Source organism: Janthinobacterium sp. SUN211, assembly GCF_030587315.1.
Taxonomy (GTDB): Bacteria; Pseudomonadota; Gammaproteobacteria; order Burkholderiales; family Burkholderiaceae_D; genus Janthinobacterium; species Janthinobacterium kumbetense.
This window is the reverse complement of record NZ_JAPWIC010000003.1, coordinates 630,062-650,954: the sequence shown is the minus strand read 5'-3', so window position 1 is coordinate 650,954 and position 20,893 is coordinate 630,062. Positions and strand designations below refer to the sequence as shown.

The following is a 20,893-nucleotide window of genomic DNA, read 5'->3' as shown; positions in this document are numbered from 1 at the left end:
TATGTTGTTCGGAAAACAAATTAAAAAGAGTTTGGAAAGCTGAAAAACGTATATGGAGAAATCGAAGGGGGGAGCGTCTGGAAATGCCCAGGGCCAGGCGGAGTGCCGAAGACAGTACGAACGTACGGCGAGGCAGGACAACAACGCCATGGGCTTTTTCAGGCGGTCCGGCGGCGCTCGCGCAACAGAAAGCGCGCAGGGTCCAAAGCGGCGGCCAATTGACTCTCCAGCGGCAGCGGCTCGCCCTCCAGCTGGCAAGCCAGCAGCTCGGCCGCCAGCGGCGCCCAGATCAGGCCGCGCGAGGCATAGCCGAGCAAGCCGAACAGGCCGGGCCAGCGGGGCACGTCGCGCAGGCGCTCGCAGCGCCCTGGCACGCCGGGGTCGGGCAAGGCGCCCGCCAGCGGCAAACGGTCCGGCGCCACGCAGCGAAAGCCCGTGCGCCCGGCCAGCGGCGCCTCGAACGGGGCTACGCCAAGGATGTCGGCGATCTTCGCGATATTTTCTTCCTGGCTCGATGGGCGCAACGTGGTGTCCGCGTCCGCATCGTAGCTGGCGCCCACGCAGACGACACCCTGGTGCGCCGGTGTCATGTAGGCTTCGCGGCAGACGACGAACGGCAACGAAGGCAAGCTGCCTTCGGCCAGGTGCGTGACCTGCCCGCGCACGGCGTCCAGCGGCAGGCCGGCCGCCTGCTCGACATCCACGGCCCCCGTGCCCGCCGCCAGGATGACGGTGGGCGCGGCCGCGATCAGGGTACCTTGCGCATCGCGCACCAGCCATTCCTGATCGCCGCGTTCCAGGCGCAGGGCGCTGCTGGAAAAGCGCCGCGTGAGCAAGGCGCCGCAGGCATCGAGCATGGCGGCGCAGACGGAGGACGGGCGCGCCCAGCCGCCCTGTTCGAACCACCATGCGCCATCGAGCGCCGGCGCGCCCAGCATGGCCGCCGCCTCGGGCGCTTCCAGCCAGCGGGCGAATTCGCGCGGATACAGGCCGCTGGCGGCGATCTGCCGCTGCACCTGCGCATGCGCGTCATCGCGCGCCAGTTGCAGCACGCCGCATTGCGCGCCATCAAAGGCGCTGCCGATGCCGCCCAAATCTTGCCAGTAGCGCAGCGAGTACAGGTAGGCGGCGCGCACCAGGCGCGTGGCGATATTGTCGTCCTTCGACAGCTGCGGCATGAAGATGCCGGCCAGGTTGCCCGACGCCTCGCTGGCCGGCTGCGCGTGGCGTTCGATCAAGGTCACCTTCCAGCCGCGCGCGGCCAGGCGTTCGCAGGCGGCCGCACCGGCCACGCCCGCGCCGATGACGATGGCGCGCCGCTCGGGCGCCACGGCAGCCACGTGCTCTGCGCGCCGCGCATAAAACATGGCGCGCAAACGGCTCTCGTCGAAGACAAAACCGTTCTTTTGCAGCGCCATGCGCTGCGCCTCGTCCAGGTGCACGGCCTGCAGGCGGGCGCCATCGACCATCAGGCGCGCCAGCACGGGCGTGGCTGCCGGCACCCAGGCCAGATGCACTTCGTCGACACGCGCCGACAATTGCGCCAGGCAGACATCGGGCTCGCCGATCAGCACATCGAGCGTGACGAGTCCATCGTGCGACACCATGCGGTGCAGGCCCGGCACGCAAGGCGGCCACTGCGCGCGCCACTGCTCGGGCAAGTGGTTGGCGTCGACGGGACGCGGCGCCAGCGCGATGTAATGCAGGCGGCGGCCGCCATGCGCCGCGCAAACGGCGCGCAAGCGGGCGCCGTCAAAATCCGTGTCGAGCAGGACCAGCGCGCGGCGCATCAATGCCCCGCGCGGCAAAAGCAGGCGGGCGCATGGTCGTCGACCATGCCGATGCCCTGCATGTAGGCGTAGATGATGGTCGAACCGACGAACTTGAAGCCCCGCTTGAGCAAATCTTTCGACAGTTTGTCGGACAAGGCCGTCTTGGCGGGACGCTCGCCGGTCTGCCAGCTGTTGACGATGGGCTGGCCATCGACATACGCCCACAGGAAGCTGTCCAGGGTCTGCCCTTCCGCGCGCAGGCGCAAATAGGCTTGCGCATTCGTGATGGCCGCCGCCACCTTCAGGCGGTTGCGCACGATGCCCGGGTCGAGCAGCAGCTGCGCCACCTTGTCCGGGCCATACGCGGCGATCTTTTCCGCATCCCAGTTATCGAAGGCGGCGCGGTAGGTGTCGCGCTTGTTGAGGATGGTTTCCCAGCTCAGGCCAGCCTGCGCGCCTTCCAGGTTCAGCATCTCGAACAGCCGGCGCTCGTCGTGGCAGGGCACGCCCCACTCCGTATCGTGGTAATCGAGATAACGGGGATTGGCCGGATTGGCCCAGGCGCAGCGGGTAATATTCATGGTCGTGTTCTTCATGTGCAGGCAAGTCTCAGTATAGTTTATCGGCCGCGCAGGAGGCGCCCCAGTTCCAGCAAGCCGTGCGCCATCTCGGCCGGGGGAATCGCCGCAAAGCCCAGCAGCAGCCCGGGCGGCGTGGCGCAGGCGGCACTGGCATCAGAGTCGGCATAGTGGCCCAGCGGACGCAATTCGATGCCCCGTGCCAGGCCCGCGCGCGACACCGCTTCCTCGTCATGGCTGCCGCGGAAATACGCGCACAGTTCCAGGCCGCTGTCGGCCGGGCCGCAGGCGAGCTGATCGTCGAGTTCGCGCGCCAGGCCACGCACCAGCAGGTCGCGCCGCTCGGCATTGCTGTCGCGCGTGCGGCGGATATGCCGGCCAAAGTGGCCCTCGGCGATGAAGTCGGCCAGCGCCATCTGCGGCACGATGGCCGTGTGGCGGTCCATCACGGCCTTGGCCTGCACCAGCGCTTCGGCCAGCGCGGGCGGCGCCACCATGTAGCCCAGGCGCAGGCCCGGGAACAGCACTTTCGACAAGGTGCCCACGTACACCACGCAGCCGGCCCGGTCCAGGCTTTGCAGGGACGCCAGCGGCGCGCCCGTGTAGCGGTATTCGCTGTCGTAATCGTCTTCCACCAGCCAGGCTTTGTTTTGCGCGGCCCAGGCCAGCAAGGCCAGGCGGCGGGGCAAACTCATGCTCACGCCCAGCGGCATCTGGTGCGATGGCGTCACGTAGGCCAGCTTCGCCTGCGGGCAATGCGCCACGCCATACGCCACGTCGAGCCCCTGCGCATCGACGGGAACGGGAAAGACGCGCGCGCCGGCCGCGCGCAGCGGGCCGCTGGCGCCCCGGTAGCCGGGCGACTCCATCCAGGCCGCGTCACCGGGCGCCAGCAGGATGGTCGACAGCAGGAACAGCGCCTGCTGCGAGCCGGAGGTGATGACGATCTGCTGCGGCGTGCACTGGACGCCGCGCGACGCCTTCAGGTACACGCACAGCAGTTCGCGCAGCGGCAGGTAGCCGGCCGGGTCGCTGTAGCCGAAATGGTGATCGGGCCGGCGCCAGCGCCGCGCTTCCAGGCGGTTCCACACGTCGAACGGGAAATGGTCGATGCGCGGCATGCCGACGCGAAAGGCGCGCAGCGCCCCCCGGTGGAACGCCACCTGGCGCATGGCCGCCACCACGCCCTGCCCGCGCGCCGACAGGGGCCGCAGCAAGCCCGGCGCCGCGGCAGGGACGGGCAGCGGAACGTCGCGACTGACAAAGGTGCCGCGCCCCACGGCGCCATCGAGATAGCCTTCGGCCGCCAGCTGCGCATACGCATTGAGCACCGTCTGGCGCGACACGGCCAGCAGGCGGCAAAAGTCGCGCGTGGGCGGCAGCTGCATGCCGGGACTCATGCGGCCATCGAGGATGGCGGCCTTGATGGCCGCATACAGCTGGCGAAACAGCGGCTCGCTGGCGCCGCGCTGCAGCGGCAAGGCGGCGATAACCTGGTGCAGGTGGGAAACTGGCATGGTGGCATTCTTAAATTGGTAGCTTCAAGATAGCACTTATTGGCTGTTTTAAATAGCCAAGACTGGCGCTAAGATGGTGCATCCCCCTTCTACTCTTGCGGAGCACCCATGCATCAGTTTTTCGCCACCGTGGCCTGGCAGCGTGACGGCCAGGATTTCGCCGGCCAGCGCTACAGCCGCGGCCATGAATGGCAGTTCGACGGCGGCCTGACGGTACCCGCTTCGTCGTCGCCCCTGTCCGTGCCGCTGCCCATGTCGGTGGCGGCCAACGTCGATCCGGAAGAAGCGCTGGTGGCCGCCACATCGAGCTGCCACATGCTGTTCTTCCTGTCGCTGGCAGCGCAGCGCGGCTACGTCATCGACGACTACCGCGACGACGCCGTCGGCGAGCTGGGCAAGAATGCCGCCGGGCGCCTGGCCATGACGCGCATCGTGCTGCGTCCGCGCATCGTCTTCGCGGGAACGCCGCCCTCGCCCGAGGCGCTGGCCGCCCTGCACCACGACGCGCACGAGCGCTGCTACATCGCCAATTCGCTGACGGCCGACGTGGTCGTGGAAGGAGCCCACTAGATGTACACGCCCTCCACCTTCCGCGAAGAGCGCCTCGATGTGCTGCATGGCCTGGTCCAGGCGCATCCGCTGGGCGCGCTGGTGCGCCATGGCGCCGATGGCCTGTGCGCCGACCACCTGCCGTTCGAGATCGCCGCGCCCACGCTTGATGCGCCATTCGGCATCCTGCGCGCCCACGTGGCGCGCGCCAACCCGCTGTGGCGCGCGGCCGGCAGTGAGGATGAGTGCATGGTGATCTTCCAGGGGCCGCGCGCCTACATCACGCCCTCCTGGTATGCGGAAAAGCAGCGCAGCGGCAAGGAAGTCCCCACCTTCAACTACGCGGTCGTGCACGCGCACGGCCCCCTGCGCGCCGTCGACGACGCGGCGTGGCTGCTGGCATTGGTGGAGCGCCTGACGGCGCGCCATGAGGCAGATCAAGCCGCGCCTTGGAAGGTGGGCGATGCGCCGGCCGGCTACATCGAGAAACTCTTGAAAGCCATCGTCGGCATCGAGATTCCCCTCGCGCGCATCACGGGCAAATGGAAGCTGGGGCAGAACCGCAGCACGCAGGACCAGGCCAGCATGGCGCATGGCCTGGCGCTGGACACGCAAGCCGGCGCGGCGCAGGCCCTGGGCGCGCTGATCGCCGCCAACGTCAAGTCAGCCAGCTGACGGCCGCCGAAAACGTCAAAAACGACAGCGCCGTCGAGACCAAAATGATGCGGGCGATGCGCGCTGCGCAGTGCTCACGATGATGCGCAAGGCGCGAGGCGCGGCCCGGGCCAACGCGTCCACCCTCACGCCAGCAAGCTGACGGCCGCCGAAAACGTCAGAAACGACAGCGCCGTCGAGACCAAAATGATGCGGGCGATGCGCGCCGTGTTCGCGCCGAAGCGTTCCGACAGCAGCGAGACGTTGCTGGCGCTGGGCAGGCAAGCCACCAGCACCATGCAGGTCAGCGCAAACGGATCGAGCGGCGCGCCCAGCGCGATGGCCGCGTGGCCGATGCCCCACACCAGCAGCGGATGCAGCAGCAGTTTTTTCAGCGCCACGGGCACGTACTCTTTCATCGGCGCCGGGTCGGCCGTGCTCATTTGCGAACGGGCCAGCACGGCGCCGATGGTAAACAGGGCGACGGGCGAGGCGGCGTCGGCCAGCAGGCCCACCGTCTGCATCAAAGGCTTGGGCAAGGCCAGTTCCAGCCACGACGTCAGGGCACCGAGCACAATGGCCCACGGCATCGGATTGCCCACCATGCCCTTCAGGGCATTCATGACGGCGGCGCGGCTGCCGTGCGCGCCGCCGCTGCCGATGCGCGACAGGGCGATACACAGCGAGCTGGTAATGAGCATGTCGACGACGATGGTGACGATGACGGGACCCGAGGAGCGGGGACCGAGCAAGGTCAAAAGCAGGGGCACGCCCATGAAGCCCGTATTCGGGAAGGCCGCCACCAGCGCGCCGAAGGCGGCGTTGTTCCAGTCGATGCGGTGGCTCAGGGTCATGGCCATGGTGACGCCCACCATGATCAGGGCGCACAGCAGGTAGACGCCGAACACGCTGGCGTCGAGCAGCTGGGCGATGGGCGTGGCGGCGCCAAAGCGGTACAGCATGCAGGGCAGCGCAAAGTACAGGACAAAACTGTTCAAGCCGCCGATGGCGGCCAGCGGCAGCAGCTTGCGCCGCACGGCCAGGTAGCCGCACAGCACCAGGGCGAAGAAGGGAAAGGTGATGGCGAGGATGGTCAGCATGGAGCGCCATTGTAGCGCGCTGCACCGGCCGGCCGCCTGGCGCAAAAAAAGGCCGCTCGCGCGGCCCAAGGAGGTTTTCGGAAAAACGCAGGCGGCCGGCTAGGGTTTGAGCTGAGCGCGGATCTCGCCGGCCGGATAGGCGGCGCTATGCACGTTCACGTACAGGTTGCCGGCCTGGTAGCTCGCATACTGGGGCGGCGTGAGCATGGTGCCAGCCGGCACGGAAAACATGCCTTCGGCGGTTTTCACCAGCGGCACGATGACGGGGCCGTTGGCGCCGGCGGGCGCTTCATGGATGTGCGCGACGGTGGCCACCATGCCCGTGTAGCGCACGCCGCCGCTGACGCTGCGGTCGTGGGCGACGCGGATATTGCTGCTGCCGCTGGCCGTGCTGGTATTGGCCGGCACTTCCTGCGCGCCCGTCAAGGTGACGTCAAGGCCGCCCGGGTGATGCGGGCCGTGGGAACAGGCGCCCAGCAGGGCGGCCAGCGCCAGCACGCTGGCGGCGCGGCGTACGTGTTGTTGCAGTGTGCTCATCGCAATACTCCCTCAACGGACATCGGATCACGGATGGCGCCCTGCCCGTACAGCCGAGCCGGGCGTACGCCGCACTTGAGTTGCATAGTGCGACAGTAACGCCATGCCGCCGTGTCCGCTTTGCTGTACGCCAAACTTGCTGCTCGCCTGCCAACTCGTGTTCAGGCCAGGTGGCCTTCCGCCACCCAGCCGCGGTTGGCGGCCGGCGCCTTCGGCTTGGGCGCGATGCCGCTGCTTTTTTCCGCATCGAGGATGATGCTGCGCATGCTGTCGCTGGCGGCAGGCCCTGGCGCGAACGCATAGTACTCGTCGTTGATGGGCAAGCCCGTCGTGGCGTCGACCAGCACCGGGTCGGCGGCCAGGCCCGTGTCGCGGCTGGCGATGACGAGGCTGGCGCCTTCGGGCGCGAAGTTCTCATTACCCCAGGCAATAAACGCCAGCAAGACGGGCTTGAAGGCGCGCCCGGACTTGGTCAGCACATAGTCGTAGCGGGGCGGCTTGGCGCAATACAGGCGGCGCGTCATCAAGCCCCCTTCCACCAGGTCGGCCAGGCGGCGCGTCAGGATGGTGGGCGCAATCTTGAGGCTTTTTTCAAATTCGTCGAAACGCGTCTTGCCGTAAAACGCTTCGCGCAGGATGAGGATACTCCACCATTCGCCCACCTTGCCCAGGCTGCGTGCGATCGGGCAAGGCAAATTATTAAAGTTGGTATGTTTCATGACCATCTCCTCACGTTGATTCAACACAACAATCGAAAAAGTATTTCAGTTGCAATACGGAAACTTAGTTACTATCATCTTGAAAGCTACGCTCACCCCATGATGGCGGCTTGAAAATACGCACAAACTCACACTTTTCTTGTTCCAGTACAATCATGGCTCGTTCTGTCCCCCTCAACCCGGTACGAAAAATGGTGTCAGCCTTGCCATGCGGCATCGCTGACCACGCCCGTTTTTCGCCAGATGTATCCAAGATGACTCCTTTGAAGCTTGCCGTACTGCCAGCCCTGTTTGCCCTTGCCGTTTGCCAGACCACCACCGCCGGTACCGTCTCTTCCGCATCGTTCCAGGCCACCTTCGTCGTCCACGATGCGTGCACCATCGTCTCGCAGCGCGGCAGCGCCCAGGTGCGCTGCCAGCACAACACGCCCTATTTTCTGCACCAGCAGGCAACGCCATCGGGCGCCGACCTCGTCACCGTCACGTTCTAGAAATAAATCGTTGCCGTCACCGTGTCCTTGTAATCGCCAGGGCGCGGCGACACCTGCGCCGGCACGCGGCCGTAGATCGTCAGCGGCACGCTGGCGCCCGTTCCCGTCCCCGTCACCATGCTCGTGCCCGCCGTGCCATCGCCCCATGGCGCACCATCGAGGGTGGCGGACAGCAAATAGCTGACCTTGTCCGTGGTCACCGTGTTCTTCATTTGCCGGTTGGCCACATTGGCCGCCACGCTGCCGCCGTTCAGGGCAATCTGGTAGGCATTGTTATTGACGCAGCGCACCGACAAGGTGCTGGTGCTGCGCAGGTTGCCCGTCAGGATGGAGGCGTTCGCAAACGCCATCGGCGTGGCCGTGATGGTGCAATCGTTGACGGCCGTGGCATTCACCGTGAAACCGAAGCTGCCGCTGCTGGCCGTGCACCCCTGCAAGTTGACGAGGCCATACGTGGTGTAGGTGTAGGTGCCGACGCCGGCAAAGCTCGACGTATAGACGGTATTGGCGTTGGCGACCGTGGGCACGGCGGCCAGGGCGGTGCCGGCAGGAATCTTCGCGTACACGGTAAAGGTGGTGGAATACGTGCCGGGCGGGGCCAGCAAGCCGGCCGACAGGATCATGCCGAAGGTCGACGGCGCGCCCGCCACGCCGGCGCCGCCCCAGATCTTCGCCGTCGCATACGAATTGTCCACGTACACGTTGTACTCCATGCGGTTGCTGCCATTGCCCAGCTTGCGCGGCAGGGCCGACGTGGAATTCGTGCCCAGCCCCAGCGAAATGCACACTTGCGCATTGGGCGTGAGCAATTGCCCCAGGTTCAGCGACGAAAACAGGCAGCTGAAGGTCCCCGTGGCCTGCGCCACGTGATCGGTGCCGGAAATCGGGCTGACGGCGCCGAAATCGATATTCGTCACGCTGACCGTGCAGGTATCGGCCGCCTGCGCCACGCCGCCCCAGGCGCAGCCCAGCAGCAGGGTCAGCCATAGCAGCAGGCGGCGCATCAGCGGCCTGCCCCGGCGCCGGCAGCGGCGCAGCGCAACGGCCCGATCACGGGCAAGCCGCCCGCAGCCGGACGCACATAGGCAAAACGCAGCGCGCATGCGCCTTCGCCTTCGCCGACTTGCAACTCGTTTTGTTCGAGCAGGTCGTCGACGAAAACGATGCCGTCGAATCCCACCACCGTCTGCTTGCCGCTTTGCACATGCAACACGGGCAAACCCGTGGCCAGCGCCTTGCCCTGCGCATCCTGGACGATGACGGTAGCCGCGCTGTAGCGCTCGATGGGAAAGGCCGCCAGCACGCCCGCCAGGTATTGCGGCACGACATTGATATTGCTCACAGGCACCCGCGCATCAACATCAAGCTCATCCGTGGCGATGCTGATCTGGTTATTGCCATAGGGATTCAAATTCGGCACCAGCAGATAGCCGCCCCTGCCCGTCACGCCGATCTGGCGGTTTTCATGCAGCACAGGAATATTACCCACGCCGCCCGTGGAGACCACCGCAAAACCGTTGCCCACCTGGCGCGCCGCCTCGACATGGCCATCCATCAGCACCAGCGCGCCGGCCGCGCCCAGCGAGGAGGCACTGCCCATGCTGCTGCTTTGCGTGCGCGCGCTCACGCGGCCGTCGTTGCCCAGGTATTCCACTTGCGCCTGCCGGTAGGCATTGCTGCCCGCCGTGCCAGCCTGCACGCTCCAGCCGAAGCCGCCGCCAAAGTCCGCCGCGCGCTGCGCGCTGACGCTGCGGCCGCTCTCGCCGTTTTGCCGGCTGCTGTTCACGCTGAGGGCCAGATTGTTGTCGAAAGCCATGCTCAAGCCAAAGTAAAAGCCCCGCTTCTCGCGTTGCCGCAAGTCCTGGAACAGGCTGGCGTTGAAGAACAGGCCGTGGAACAGGGTGGCCGAATAGCCCACGGTAGCCAGTTTCGATGGCGGCGCGCCAGGCGTGCGGTAGCTGATATAGCTGCTGCTGATACTGCTTCCTGCAGGCAATGGCAGGCTGACGGTGAGGCGGTCGGCCGCGCGCACCACGGCGCTGCCGTCGCGCGAGGCCAGGTCGCCAAAGCCGGCGCTGGCGCGCACGCTTTGCACATCGACGCTGAAGCGCGGCCCCATGTATTGATAGCCGGCACCCAGCTGCGCACCACGGCTGCGGCCGGCGCTGGCCGACAGCGAACCGCTCAGCACGCCCGCCTGGCCCAGCCGCACCAGCGCGCCCGCCCCCGCCTGATACAGGCCGGCGGCCAGTTCTGCATGGCCTTCGAGGGTGAAGTTGTCGCTGACGCCGTGGCGGCCGGAAGCGCTGGCAACCAGTTGCCGCTCATAGCCGAACAGGCGACGGCCATAGTCGCGCCGCACGGCGCCCGCCTCGACCGAGTAATCGCTCAAGCCGCTGGCCAGCATGCGCGTATCGACATACAGGGGCAGCACGGTCGTCACGCTGCGCCCCAGCGCATCGCGCGTGATAATGGTGGCTTGCCCTGCGCCATTGATGCCGGCCACCTGGTTCAGCACAAATGGCCCGCTGGGCACGCTGGCAGCATATTGCTGCACGCCATTGACATACAGACTCAGCGACGAAGGCACGAGCGCCGTGCCATCGACGGAAGCGACGGGAAAGGTCAGCAAGTCGGGGCGCAGCTGGAAATTCTTGCGCCACTGCACGCCGCCGACGCGCACGGCGCGGCTCCAGCTCAGCGACGAAGAAATCAGGTCGCCCACTTGCCACGTTTGCAAGGTGTCGGGGTCGGCGTGGCTCCAGAAGGTGTCAAAGCGCATGTACTTGCGCTGGTCCGACCCCAGGTTCACGGTGCCGGTATTGCTGAAGACGCCGCTGTCATTGAAGTAGCGCAAGTCGTTGAAGATGGCGGCGCGCCGCGTCCGGCCCAGTTCCGCATAGGCTTCGTAATTGAGGACGGCGCCGGGCGTGACTGTCGATGGCGGCGTCTGCGCCGCCGTGCGCGCACTGATGCGGTAAGGCGAGCGCAAATCGTCCGCCACCCGCAGCGACACGCTCTGGCGCGCCGCATCATATTCATAGCTGAGTCCGGGAATCGCGTCGAGCGCTACCTCGGTCTGACCGGGTGCGACCAGGCGCGCGGGGTCCAGCCCCAGCTGCTGCAAGTTCGCCACACTGCTGCGCAAGCCTTTGCCCACCTGGGTAAAGCGCAAGATCAGCCCGGTTGATTCAGCATTCACAGTAACCTCCAGATACAGTTCATTCGGCGCCGCCGGATCGCTGGGCAAGCTGGCGGGACCCGGATCGGCACCCGTCAGGCCCGCCGCGCCATCGGCCCTGGCCAGCGGCGCCATGACCAGCAACAGCCACGCTGCCAGTGCGCGTTTCATGGTGTGGCCGCTTGCACCCGGGGCGCGCAGCAGGCCGCCCCGTCATGGCAGCCATGTTCAAGGTGTCGAAGTCTTGGCAATGAGTGCCTTGGCATTCACATTTACCGCAATACTCAACGGCCCATTCAGCTCGGCCTCCCTGGCTACGGGCAGGCGCCAGACGCGCATGCGTGCCGCCAAGACATAACCAAACAGCCCCTTGCTGATGACAAACTCCTTGCCCGCCGGGTTCGTCAACGTCATCGCACCGATCTGCGCATGGAAATTGCCGCTGTTCTTGATGCGCAACATCCACTCGCCCTGTTCGCGGAAAACTTGCCAGTCAAGCACTTCCTTGCCCGGAGCACCGGCCGGCAGCACGAACACGGGCACCGAATAGCGCAGGCGGATATCGACGCCGCTGCGGCCCGCCTCATCCTCGCGGCTGACTTCATCGATGAGCACGCGATACGTCTTTTCCTGCGCGACAGGGCCAGCCTGGGCACGCACGAGGCGGATGGTCTGCCGGCTGTTGGCGGCGATTTCGACGATCGGCGGACTGGCCACCAGCTCCTGCGTCGGCGCCAGCGTTTCCTCGCCATCGCGCTGGTCCCAGACGAATACCCGCACTTGCCCGTAGATGGGCTGGTCACCGAGGTTTTGCAGGGTGAGGCCGGCCGCATTCTGCGCCGCGCGCAAATTGAGCGTCACCGGCGAAATCTGCAGGCTGGCACCGTGCGCGCCCGCGGCGCAGCAAGCCAGCAGCGCCAGCACGCCTTTCATCAGGGAAACAACACCGGCCTTCACGCGGCGCCTGGCTTAAAAGTAAACGGTGGCCGTGATGGTCGACTTGTAGGTATCGGGCGCCGGTGTCGCCTGCGGCGGAATATTGCCGTACACCGTGATCGGCTGCGAGGAGCCGTTGCCGGTGCCGCCGACGGTATTCGTGCCCTGGGTATCGCCCCACAAGGTGCTGCCGGCCGTCTGGTACAGATTGAATTGCACCGTTCCCAGGTTGCCGCCGGTACCACTCAGGTAGCGCGTCGTGCCGGTCGAGCCGGTGCCCGTTCCCGCCGTCAAGCCCACGTTATACAGCGTGGTATTGGTGCAGGTGACATTCACGGTCGTATTGACGTTCACGGCAGTAGCCAGTACACCCTGACTTTGGCCAAAGTCGAGATTGGCCGCCGCGATGGTGCAATTGGCGATGATCTTCAGGGTGACGTCGAAGGTGGTGCTGGCGCTGCCATTCAGATACACGGCTGCGTCGGCGCCACGTGGCAGAAGCGCCGTGGCGGCAATAGCCACGCTGGCGGCAACGATAAGACGGGGGAAAATAACTCGCAACATGATACCTCCTGATGATGGAACATCATTAATGAGCCCGCCAATTTGAGGGGCGTCGAGGATAGTCACGGTATTGCCGGCGTTTTCTTGGGCACGCAAACCAGGACGACAAAATACAGGTGCCGGGAGTCAGGAACCCGGGGACTCCGGCACTTTTTGCAGCATTGGCAAAACAGATTTTTTAGCAATCGACATTGCTTAAAATCAATGCACGAATGAATTATTGGCGATCTGGGAAATCCGCGCTTCTTCTGGCGGAGAAACATCTTTTGAAACACGAGAAAAGCAGAAAAAAAAGAAAAAGCGAGGCATAATAAGCCACAACTTGTTATTTGGTTAAGTCATCCATGCCATGCCATTGACCAGCGAAACCATCAAAAAGAACATCTTGCTCGTGGACGATTCCGCGTTCGAGCAGCGCATGCTGATGGAGCTGCTCAGCGAGCAGCCCTATCGTTTCAGCATCGCGTTCAACGGCTACCAGGGCTACCAGCTGGCACTGGCCACGCACCCCGACCTGATCCTGCTCGATGTGCGCATGCCCGAGATGGATGGCTACACGGCGTGCCGTTTGCTCAAGGCCAATCCCGAAACGGAACAGATACCCGTGATCTTCCTCAGCGGCGCCGATGCCGCCAAGGAACGCATCATGGGCTTGCAGGTGGGGGGCGTCGACTACATTTCGAAGCCGTTCACGCCGGAAGAATTGGCCGCGCGCATCCATATCCACCTGGGATTGATGCGTAAAAGCAACAGTACCCTGCCGGCGACGACGCCGATCAGCGACAAGCTGCAGCATCCCGACCTGGTCTTCGTTAATGCCGTTAAGCAACTTATTCTCGACAACCTGGGCAGCCTGCCGAACCTGTCCGAAATCGCCCGCAGCGTCGGCACCTACCGCGAAAAGCTGACCCTGATGTTCCGCGAGCAGACGGGCATGACGGTCTTCGCCTTCATCCGCGAAGCGCGCATTGCCCGCGGCGTGGAATTGCTGCAGCAGACGGACATCGACGTGCAGGATATCGCCTTGCTGATCGGCTTTCACAACGCGGGCAACTTCGCCACGGCCTTTCGCGAACGCATGGGCGTGCCCCCCAGCGCCTACCGCCTGCGCCTGCAGGAGCAGACGGGCCAGCGGCAGGCGGCGGGCGGCTAGAACTTGTAGTTCAGCTTGAGCGCCGCAACGCGTCCGCGCGGGTCGGCCTGGGTAAAGTCAAAGCCGGTGGAGGCATAGTCCCAGGGCGCGCGCTTGTTGGCCAGGTTTTGCACGATGAAGGTAACGTTCGCCTGTGGCGTCACTTGCCAGCTGCTGGTCGCGTCAAAGGTGCTGAAGGCGGCCACCGATTCATCGAGGTGCGTCTCCTGCGCATAGCTGCCCACATAGTTCCAGGTCAGGGTCGACGACCATTTCCCCTGTTCCCAGGTGGCCGAGCTGACGCCGCGCCATTTCGGAATGGAACCGAAGTGATTGGTGCCGGCGCCATTGGTGAGCGGCGCGCCATCGGACAGCGGCTCGGCAAAGCGCAGCACGCGGCTCAGCTGGCCTGCCAGGGTCAGCTTGCCCCAGTCCTTGTCGACAAAGCGCTGGCGCAGGTCGATATCGATGCCCGACACTTCGCGCTGTCCCTGGTTGCGGAACTGGCGGTACAGGGTCGTGATGCGTCCATCGGCGCCGCGCGTGATCTGTTGCGGCGCCGTATTTTCATTCTCGAGGATGGTGGTGGCGCTGGCCGTGCCGATCACGCCATCCTGCTTGATGCGGTAGTAATCGAGGCCGATGCTCGAGCTGCTGGTGGGCGACACCACCACGCCCAGGTTCAGGTTTTTCGAGCGCTCGGGGCGCAGGTTCGGATTGGCGATCGTCATCACCGTCACGCCGCGCGCCTGCGTCGGCGTCAGCGGATCGCGGGCATCGATCACGCTGGTATAGCTGACGGCCGTGCTGTCGGTGATTTCCGGCAGCGACGGCGCGCGGAAGGCGCGTGAAACAGTGCCGCGCAGCAACAACCATGGCGCCGCCTGGTAGCGCGCGCTGGCTTTCGGCGAAAACGCATTGCCGAAGTCGCTGTAATGGTCGGCGCGGCCGGCCACGTTGACGGACAGATCCTTCACGACAGGCACGTTGAATTCGGCGAACAGGGCCGACACATTGCGCGAGCCGTTGATGATATTGAGCGCGGGGCGCAGTTCCGTGCCCGACAGCACGGCCGTCGAGGTTTGCGAATCCATCTTTTCGCGGCGCCATTGAGCGCCGGCGGCAAAGCCCAGCGGGCCCGCGGGCAAGTCCCAGATATCCTTGGCCGCCGAGAAGTCGAGCGTGTCGAGCGTCGATTCGGCCGGGCGCAGGGTCGACAGGCGCAGGCGGTTGCGCACCGCTTCGCTGTTTTGCGATTGATCAAAGAAATTGTAGCTGCCTTCGGCCAGCACTTTCTGGAATTCGTAGCGGTTGACGAAGTTCTGCACCGTTTCCTCCAGCTTGCTGCTGGAATGGGCCACGGCCGTATCCCAGTCCCAGCCCGCCCAGGTGCCCTTGGCGCCGGCCAGCGCGCGGTAGAAGGTGACGCGGTCCTGCTTCAGGCGCGGCCCCAGGTCGAACAGGGTGGCCGTGAAGGGCAAGGGCGTCGTGCCCGGATTGTTCGGATGGCCCACGGGCAGCACCACGGGGATGGTGTCGAGCAGCTTGGTGCTGTTGTTCCACACGCGCGTGGCGTTATTCACGCTCAACGGCGCGCTGAAGGTCTGGTCGGCGCGCGAATAACTGTGCAGCAGGTCGACATAGGCTTCCGTGTCCGCGTTCAGCTTGAGGGTGCCGCGCAGCGACGAGTGGATGCGCTGGATGCCCGGAATCAGCGTTTTATACGGCGCCGGATTGTAGGCCAGCACCTGGCCGCTGCGATCGGGATTGATGTCGTTGTACGACACCAGTTGCAGCGGGCCGCGCACGCCGCCCAGGGTCTGCGTGGGGTCGTTGCCCGCGTAATTCGTGACAGCCCAGCCCAGGCTGCCGCGCTGCTGCTGGCGGTAATCGGCATCGCGCAGCCATGCCACGTCGCTTTGCTGCAGCTTGTCGCGCTGCTGCGCGTCGACCGAGAAGACCACGCTGTAGCCATCTTCCTCGAGCTTGCCGAAACCCGTTTGCAGCGCCGCGCTCTTTTCATGCTGGCCCGTGCCTTGTGTCGAGCCGCCCCATTGCGCCGTGATGTCCGTGCCCGTGAATTCCTTGTACAAGATGATGTTGACCACGCCGGCCACGGCGTCGGAGCCATACACGGACGAGGCGCCATCCTTGAGCACCTCGATGCGCTGCACGGCCGCCATCGGCAGGCTGTTCAGGTCGACGAAGGTCTGCTGCAAATCCTGCGCCGTGGCATAGCTGGCCACGCGGCGGCCATTCACGAGGATCAGGGTGTTTTGCTGGCCGATGCCGCGCAACGACAGGCCCGAGGTGCCGGCCGAGAAACTGCCCGTATATTGTTCGTTGTAGCTGTTGCCGCTGTTGGCGGAGATGGCGCGCAGCACGTCCGACACGCTGGTCTTGCCGCCGGCTTTCAATTCCTTGGCCGTGATGACCTGCACGGCGCTGGCGCCCTCCTTTTCGCTGACGCGGATATTCGATCCGGTGACATTCACGCGCAGCATGTCGTCCTCGGCATGGGCAAGAGTGGTGACAGCGGGAAAGGCGGCGGCGATGGCAAGACTGATGGCGAGTGGTTTGAACATGGTTTCCTCTTATTGGGATTGCAGCCTTTTTCCGATAAAAAAGGCCGAGCAGGGGCACGCGGACCGGGTGGGCCAGCGGGCAAACGACAACGAAATGGATGGAGTGACTTAGGGGATGCGTGGACGGGCACGCATCGGCATCCACTGCGCCATGCATTGCATGGTCAGTTGATGACAAGTAGCGTAAAAACTGGCAGAAGGGGTAGAACGCAACATAAAAGACACCGGTAAGCGGGGAAAGGCCACTATATCCCGGCGTCTTTATCGCGTGAACGAATTAAAAATTGATTGTATATACGATTTGAATCTAAGGACTTGTCGTTTGACAACATTCAAGCATCGACATGCGCCACTGGCGCCAGCGCCGCGCGGCGCGCCTGCACGCTCCACCAGTACCAGGAAATCACGGCATTGACCCAGTAAGCCGCATACAGCACGGCCGTCAGGTGCAGGCCGCGGCTGTAGTACAGCGGCACGGCCACGGTGTTGACCAGCAGCCAGAAAGCCCAGGTTTCGATGCGCCGGCTCATCAGCAGGAATTGCGCGATGATGCTAAATACCAACACTGCCGAATCGATGAACGGCGCGTAGGCATTCGTAAAGCGGTGCAGCAGCATGCCGTAGATCACCACGGAAACGATGCCGGCCGGCACCACCCACGCCAGGCTGCTCCAGCCCGTGCGCGTGATCGGCAACGGCTTGCCGCCGGCGCCACGGCGCCATTGCAGCCAGCCGATAACGCAGGTGACGATGAAAAACAGTTGCAGCATCACGTCGGCGTACAGGTTGACCTGGAAAAACAGCACGGCAAACAGCACGCAGCCGACCAAGCCGATCCACCAGGAATGAATATTGTTGCGTCCGGCCAGGATGATGGAGGCAGTCATCAGTACATTGGCGGCGATCTCGAGCGGGGCAGTCAAGCGGTCTTCCTTTGCGGGGCAGTGGTGGCACCGCGCCACTATAGCCGATTACACTGTACGGTGTTCGCCGGGTCGGAGGCGATTTCCATGGGGAAAAGCGGCAAAAAACGCGCAAACATCGAAGAAATGCGAACCAGGCCCGCCTTCCGCAGCCTCAGCCCTTGACTTCCGCGGCCATTCTGGCAAATTGAATATCAAGTTGAAACTCCTGGAAACCTCCATATGCGCATGCGCCATCTCCTGTTTGCGGCAATGCTCGGCATAACTGCCCTGCCCGCCGTGGCTTGCCGCATGACGATGGCGCTGGAACAGTGGCCGCCGTATATCTACCGCGATGCCCGGGGCCGCTTTACGGGCCTGGACCTGGAGTTGCTGCAAGCCATTTTCAAGGAAGCCCGGTGCACCCTCGTCACCTTGCCGGAATTGCCCACCGCGCGGCGCCAGCTGCTGTTCCAGAAAGGGGGGCTGGACCTGATGCTGGCCGCGTCCGAGACGCCGGAACGCCAGTCCTATGCCCGCTTTTCCCTCTCGTATCGCGACGAAGCCGTGGGCCTCTTCAGCAAATCCGGCGCGCCCGCCGGCCACCGCCAGATCGCCAGCTTTGCGCAGCTCATGCGCGGCAGCTCGACCTTGCTGGCGCCCAAGGTGGGCTGGTATGGCGCGCAGTACGCGGCGGCCCGGCCGGCGCTGGAAAAGGCCGGCCGCCTGAATGCGTTCGGCAGCTTCCAGCAAGGCGTGCGCATGCTCGATGCGGGCCGCGCCGACCTGCTGCTGGGCGACGTGCTGGCCGTGCGCCACGAAGCGCGCCTGCAGGGCGTTGCCTTGAACACCCTGCCCTTCCTCATCCTGCGCGCCCCCGTGCACCTGATGCTCAATGCGCGCACGACCAGCGCCGACGACCTGGCGCGCCTGAACGCCGCCATCACGCGCCTGGAACAGCGCGGCGCGCTGGCGGCGATACGCAGCAGCTACGAAGCACCGTAGCGGCGGTCAGCCCTTGCTGGCCGCTTCCAGGATTTCCAGCTTCGTTTCACGGCCGTTCTTTTGCACGCCCTGCGCCTTGTCGTAGCTTTCGATCAGCGCGCGGTACGGCGGCACGATATGGTCCGTCATGATGGCGGCAAACTCCATCGCATCGGCGCGGTTCCAGGTACTCATCACTTCAGCCAGCACGGCATACGTGTCGATCGGCACGGCGCCCGCCTGCGTCACGCGCGCCATGGTGATGTCGGTGGCCATCTTCGACCAGTTGCCCGAGGCGTCGATGATGGCAAACACCTTGTAGCCGGCCGCCAGTGCGCTGATGGTGGGGAAGGCCATGCACACGCTGGTGAGCGTGCCGGCGATCAGCAGGGTCTTGCGGCCCGTCTTTTCGATGGCGTCGACCCAGGCCGGATTGTCCCAGGCATTGATCTGGCCCGTGCGCGGGATGTAGACGGCTTCCGGGTTGAAATGGTGGATTTCCGGGATCAGGGGGCCGTTCGGGCCGTCGGGTACGGAAGCGGTGGTAAACGTCGGCATGTTGGCCAGGCGCGACAGCTTGGCCAGCGCCGTGACGTGGCCGCGCAGCACATGCTGCTCGATATCGCGCACCAGCTGGAACAAGCCGCTCTGGTGGTCGATCAGCAGCATGACGGCGTCGTCGGGATCGATCATCGGGGGCAAACCGTTGAAATTGGCGGGGGTGCTCATGGTGGTCTCCTCAAAAAACCATGCCGCGGGATGCGGCATGGGTACTGCACACACTACTTCTCGATGCGGGCGAAGCGGCCGCTGTTGAAATCCTCGAACGCCTGCGCGATTTCCGCTTCGCTGTTCATGACGAAGGGGCCGTGGCCGACGATGGGCTCGTCAATCGGCTCGCCGCTCAGCAGCAGCACCACGGCGTCGTTGTTCGCCTCGATGGTGATGCTGTCGCCATCGCGCTCGAACAGCGCCATCTGTGCTTCGCGTACCACGCTCTCGCCGTTGACCAGCACCGTGCCATGCAGGACGATCAGCGCCGTGCTCCAGCCTCGGGTCACGGGCAGCTGCGTCAGCTTGCCCTGAGCCAGGCGCATGTCCCACACCTGCATCGGCGAAAACGTGCGGGCCGGGCCATGCTGGCCGTCGAAGTCGCCGGCGATCACGCGCACGGAACCGGCATCGTCCGGCAGCGCCACGGTGGGAATCGTGCCGCTGGTGATGGCCTGGTAGCCGGGCGCCGTCATCTTGTTTTTGGCCGGCAGGTTCACCCACAGCTGCACCATTTCCAGGGTGCCGCCCGACTGCGTGAAGGCAGGCGAGTGAAATTCTTCATGCAGGATGCCGGCGCCGGCCGTCATCCATTGCACGTCGCCGGGGCCGATCACGCCGCCCTGGCCAGTCGAATCGCGGTGCGCCACTTCGCCCTTGTAGACGATGGTCACCGTTTCAAAGCCGCGGTGCGGGTGCGAGCCGACGCCGGGCGGACGGGTGCCGGGCGCAAACTCGGCAGGGCCGGCATAGTCGAGCAGCAGGAAGGGGCTCAGCTGCTTGCCATGGCCGTTATATGAAAACATCGAGCGCACGGGGAAACCGTCGCCGACCCAGTGCTGGCGGGGTGCGCTGTAGATACCTGTGACTGTGTTCATCTCGATCTCCTGTTGGGGTTTGCATTACGATGAAAACAGAATACGCTTGCAACGATGAAGGCGGTAGACGGTAAAATATGCCATCAGCGTTCTAAAAATAGAACGATCAAGGAGGCGGCATGCAGGATCTGAATGACTTGTATTACTTTGTGCAGGTGGTCGACCATGGCGGTTTCGCGCCGGCCGGGCGCGCGCTGGGCATGCCGAAATCCAAGCTGAGCCGGCGCATCGCCCTGCTGGAAGAGCGCCTCGGCGCGCGCCTGCTGCAGCGCACGACGCGGCATTTTTCCGTCACCGACGTGGGCCAGACGTTTTATGAACATTGCAAGGCCATGCTGGTGGAAGCGGAGGCGGCGCAGGAAGCCATCGAGCTGACGCGGGCCGCGCCGCGCGGCACGGTGCGCCTGTCCTGCCCCATCGCCCTGCTGCATACACTGGTGGGTCCCATGCTGGCCGGCTTCATGCGCGCGCATCCGCAGGTGACCCTGCTGCTCGAAGCGAGCAACCGCCGCGTCGACCTGGTGGCCGAAGGCATCGACGTGGCCATCCGCGTGCGCCCGCCACCGCTGCCCGACAGCGACCTGGTGCTGCGCGTGCTGGCCGAACGCAGCCAGTGCATGGTGGGCAGCCCGCTGCTGTTCGCCGGCGCGCCCGCGCCGCAGGCGCCGGCCGACCTGGCCGACTGGCCCAGCCTGGCCCTGGGCACGCCGCAACAGCACTACCAGTGGGATTTGCATGGCCCAGACGGCGCACGCGCCCAGCTGCGCCACGTGCCGCGCTTCGTCACGGGCGACATGCTGACCTTGCGCGACGCGGCCGTGGCCGGCGTGGGCGTGGTGCAGCTGCCGACCATGATGATCACCGAGCAGGTGGCCGATGGCAGCCTGCTGCCGCTGATGGAGCAGTGGCGGCCGCAGCGCGAAATCATCCACGCCGTGTTCCCGTCGCGGCGCGGCCTGCTGCCGGCCGTGCGCGCGCTGCTCGACTACCTGGCGCACGGCTTCGCCGCGCTGGAGGAAGAGTGAGGGTTTTCAGGTAGGATG

21 protein-coding genes are annotated in these 20,893 nt (G+C 65.0%); 6 read left to right on the top strand and 15 right to left on the bottom strand.

Going from position 1 to position 20,893, the window contains the following annotated elements; translation table 11 throughout:
• Positions 1-158: 158 nt before the first annotated feature.
• The 3 genes from mnmC to O3301_RS14215 are packed head-to-tail and all read right to left on the bottom strand — an operon-like array spanning position 159 to position 3,867.
• Positions 159-1,790, bottom strand: a complete 1,632-nt coding sequence (mnmC, locus tag O3301_RS14225; protein ID WP_305056675.1) for an FAD-dependent 5-carboxymethylaminomethyl-2-thiouridine(34) oxidoreductase MnmC — start codon at positions 1,788-1,790, stop codon at positions 159-161.
• Complete coding sequence (locus O3301_RS14220) at positions 1,790-2,353, bottom strand: DNA-3-methyladenine glycosylase I (protein WP_305056674.1); 564 nt, start codon at positions 2,351-2,353, stop codon at positions 1,790-1,792. The genes mnmC and O3301_RS14220 overlap by 1 nt, the downstream gene beginning before the upstream one ends.
• 38 nt (positions 2,354-2,391) lie before the next feature.
• On the bottom strand, positions 2,392-3,867 hold the full coding sequence (locus tag O3301_RS14215) for a PLP-dependent aminotransferase family protein (protein WP_305056673.1): 1,476 nt from the start codon (positions 3,865-3,867) through the stop codon (positions 2,392-2,394).
• 108 nt (positions 3,868-3,975) lie between these two features.
• Between O3301_RS14215 and O3301_RS14210 the strand changes: the two genes are divergently transcribed.
• Both O3301_RS14210 and O3301_RS14205 read left to right on the top strand, forming a co-directional pair.
• A complete protein-coding gene (locus O3301_RS14210) occupies positions 3,976-4,437 on the top strand; it encodes an OsmC family protein (RefSeq protein WP_251349317.1) in 462 nt (153 codons plus the stop codon).
• Entirely contained in the window at positions 4,438-5,091 is a 654-nt protein-coding gene (locus O3301_RS14205) for an FMN-binding negative transcriptional regulator (protein ID WP_305056672.1), read from the top strand.
• A 125-nt stretch (positions 5,092-5,216) separates the two neighbouring features.
• Here the strand turns inward: O3301_RS14205 and O3301_RS14200 are convergent, their stop codons facing one another.
• From O3301_RS14200 to O3301_RS14185, 4 genes are all read right to left on the bottom strand, one after another.
• Complete coding sequence (locus O3301_RS14200; protein ID WP_305056671.1) at positions 5,217-6,170, bottom strand: AEC family transporter; 954 nt, start codon at positions 6,168-6,170, stop codon at positions 5,217-5,219.
• Positions 6,171-6,269: 99 nt separating this feature from the next.
• Positions 6,270-6,707, bottom strand: a complete 438-nt coding sequence (locus tag O3301_RS14195) for a CHRD domain-containing protein (RefSeq protein WP_305056670.1) — start codon at positions 6,705-6,707, stop codon at positions 6,270-6,272.
• Between the two features lie 161 nt (positions 6,708-6,868).
• Positions 6,869-7,426: a helix-turn-helix domain-containing protein gene (locus O3301_RS14190; protein WP_034753667.1), complete on the bottom strand. Its 558-nt coding sequence runs from the start codon at positions 7,424-7,426 to the stop codon at positions 6,869-6,871.
• A 64-nt stretch (positions 7,427-7,490) separates the two neighbouring features.
• Positions 7,491-7,679, bottom strand: a complete 189-nt coding sequence (locus O3301_RS14185; protein ID WP_305056669.1) for a hypothetical protein — start codon at positions 7,677-7,679, stop codon at positions 7,491-7,493.
• 1 nt (position 7,680) lies between these two features.
• Here O3301_RS14185 and O3301_RS14180 point away from each other — a divergent pair, with 1 nt between their 5' ends.
• Positions 7,681-7,917: a hypothetical protein gene (locus tag O3301_RS14180; protein ID WP_289912322.1), complete on the top strand. Its 237-nt coding sequence runs from the start codon at positions 7,681-7,683 to the stop codon at positions 7,915-7,917.
• Here O3301_RS14180 and O3301_RS14175 read toward each other — a convergent pair.
• The 4 genes from O3301_RS14175 to O3301_RS14160 are packed head-to-tail and all read right to left on the bottom strand — an operon-like array spanning position 7,914 to position 12,598.
• Positions 7,914-8,921, bottom strand: a complete 1,008-nt coding sequence (locus O3301_RS14175) for a spore coat U domain-containing protein (RefSeq protein ID WP_305056668.1) — start codon at positions 8,919-8,921, stop codon at positions 7,914-7,916. The genes O3301_RS14180 and O3301_RS14175 overlap by 4 nt on opposite strands.
• On the bottom strand, positions 8,921-11,269 hold the full coding sequence (locus O3301_RS14170; protein ID WP_305056667.1) for a fimbria/pilus outer membrane usher protein: 2,349 nt from the start codon (positions 11,267-11,269) through the stop codon (positions 8,921-8,923). Before O3301_RS14170 ends, O3301_RS14175 begins: the two co-directional genes overlap by 1 nt.
• A 57-nt stretch (positions 11,270-11,326) precedes the next feature.
• Positions 11,327-12,055 (bottom strand): molecular chaperone, encoded by a 729-nt coding sequence (locus O3301_RS14165; RefSeq protein ID WP_305056666.1) that lies wholly within the window; start codon positions 12,053-12,055, stop codon positions 11,327-11,329.
• A gap of 12 nt (positions 12,056-12,067) precedes the next feature.
• Positions 12,068-12,598 (bottom strand): spore coat protein U domain-containing protein, encoded by a 531-nt coding sequence (locus tag O3301_RS14160; RefSeq protein ID WP_099665656.1) that lies wholly within the window; start codon positions 12,596-12,598, stop codon positions 12,068-12,070.
• 349 nt (positions 12,599-12,947) lie between these two features.
• Here O3301_RS14160 and O3301_RS14155 point away from each other — a divergent pair, with 349 nt between their 5' ends.
• Positions 12,948-13,751, top strand: coding sequence for a response regulator (locus O3301_RS14155; protein WP_305056665.1), 804 nt, complete (start codon positions 12,948-12,950; stop codon positions 13,749-13,751).
• Here O3301_RS14155 and O3301_RS14150 read toward each other — a convergent pair.
• Positions 13,748-16,315 carry a TonB-dependent receptor gene (locus tag O3301_RS14150; RefSeq protein ID WP_305056664.1) on the bottom strand — a complete coding sequence of 856 codons (2,568 nt, stop codon included), beginning with the start codon at positions 16,313-16,315 and terminating at the stop codon, positions 13,748-13,750. The two genes, O3301_RS14155 and O3301_RS14150, sit on opposite strands and share 4 nt — an antisense overlap.
• Before the next feature lie 332 nt (positions 16,316-16,647).
• Entirely contained in the window at positions 16,648-17,238 is a 591-nt protein-coding gene (gene pnuC / locus O3301_RS14145; RefSeq protein WP_305056663.1) for a nicotinamide riboside transporter PnuC, read from the bottom strand.
• 252 nt (positions 17,239-17,490) lie between these two features.
• Between pnuC and O3301_RS14140 the strand changes: the two genes are divergently transcribed.
• A complete protein-coding gene (locus O3301_RS14140) occupies positions 17,491-18,222 on the top strand; it encodes an ABC transporter substrate-binding protein (protein ID WP_289919361.1) in 732 nt (243 codons plus the stop codon).
• A gap of 6 nt (positions 18,223-18,228) precedes the next feature.
• Here O3301_RS14140 and O3301_RS14135 read toward each other — a convergent pair whose 3' ends face one another.
• Positions 18,229-18,930: an isochorismatase family protein gene (locus tag O3301_RS14135; protein ID WP_289899475.1), complete on the bottom strand. Its 702-nt coding sequence runs from the start codon at positions 18,928-18,930 to the stop codon at positions 18,229-18,231.
• A gap of 53 nt (positions 18,931-18,983) precedes the next feature.
• Positions 18,984-19,850, bottom strand: coding sequence for a pirin family protein (locus tag O3301_RS14130; RefSeq protein WP_305056661.1), 867 nt, complete (start codon positions 19,848-19,850; stop codon positions 18,984-18,986).
• Between the two features lie 119 nt (positions 19,851-19,969).
• Between O3301_RS14130 and O3301_RS14125 the strand changes: the two genes are divergently transcribed.
• Positions 19,970-20,875: a LysR family transcriptional regulator gene (locus O3301_RS14125; protein WP_289919362.1), complete on the top strand. Its 906-nt coding sequence runs from the start codon at positions 19,970-19,972 to the stop codon at positions 20,873-20,875.
• Positions 20,876-20,893 lie beyond the last annotated feature (18 nt).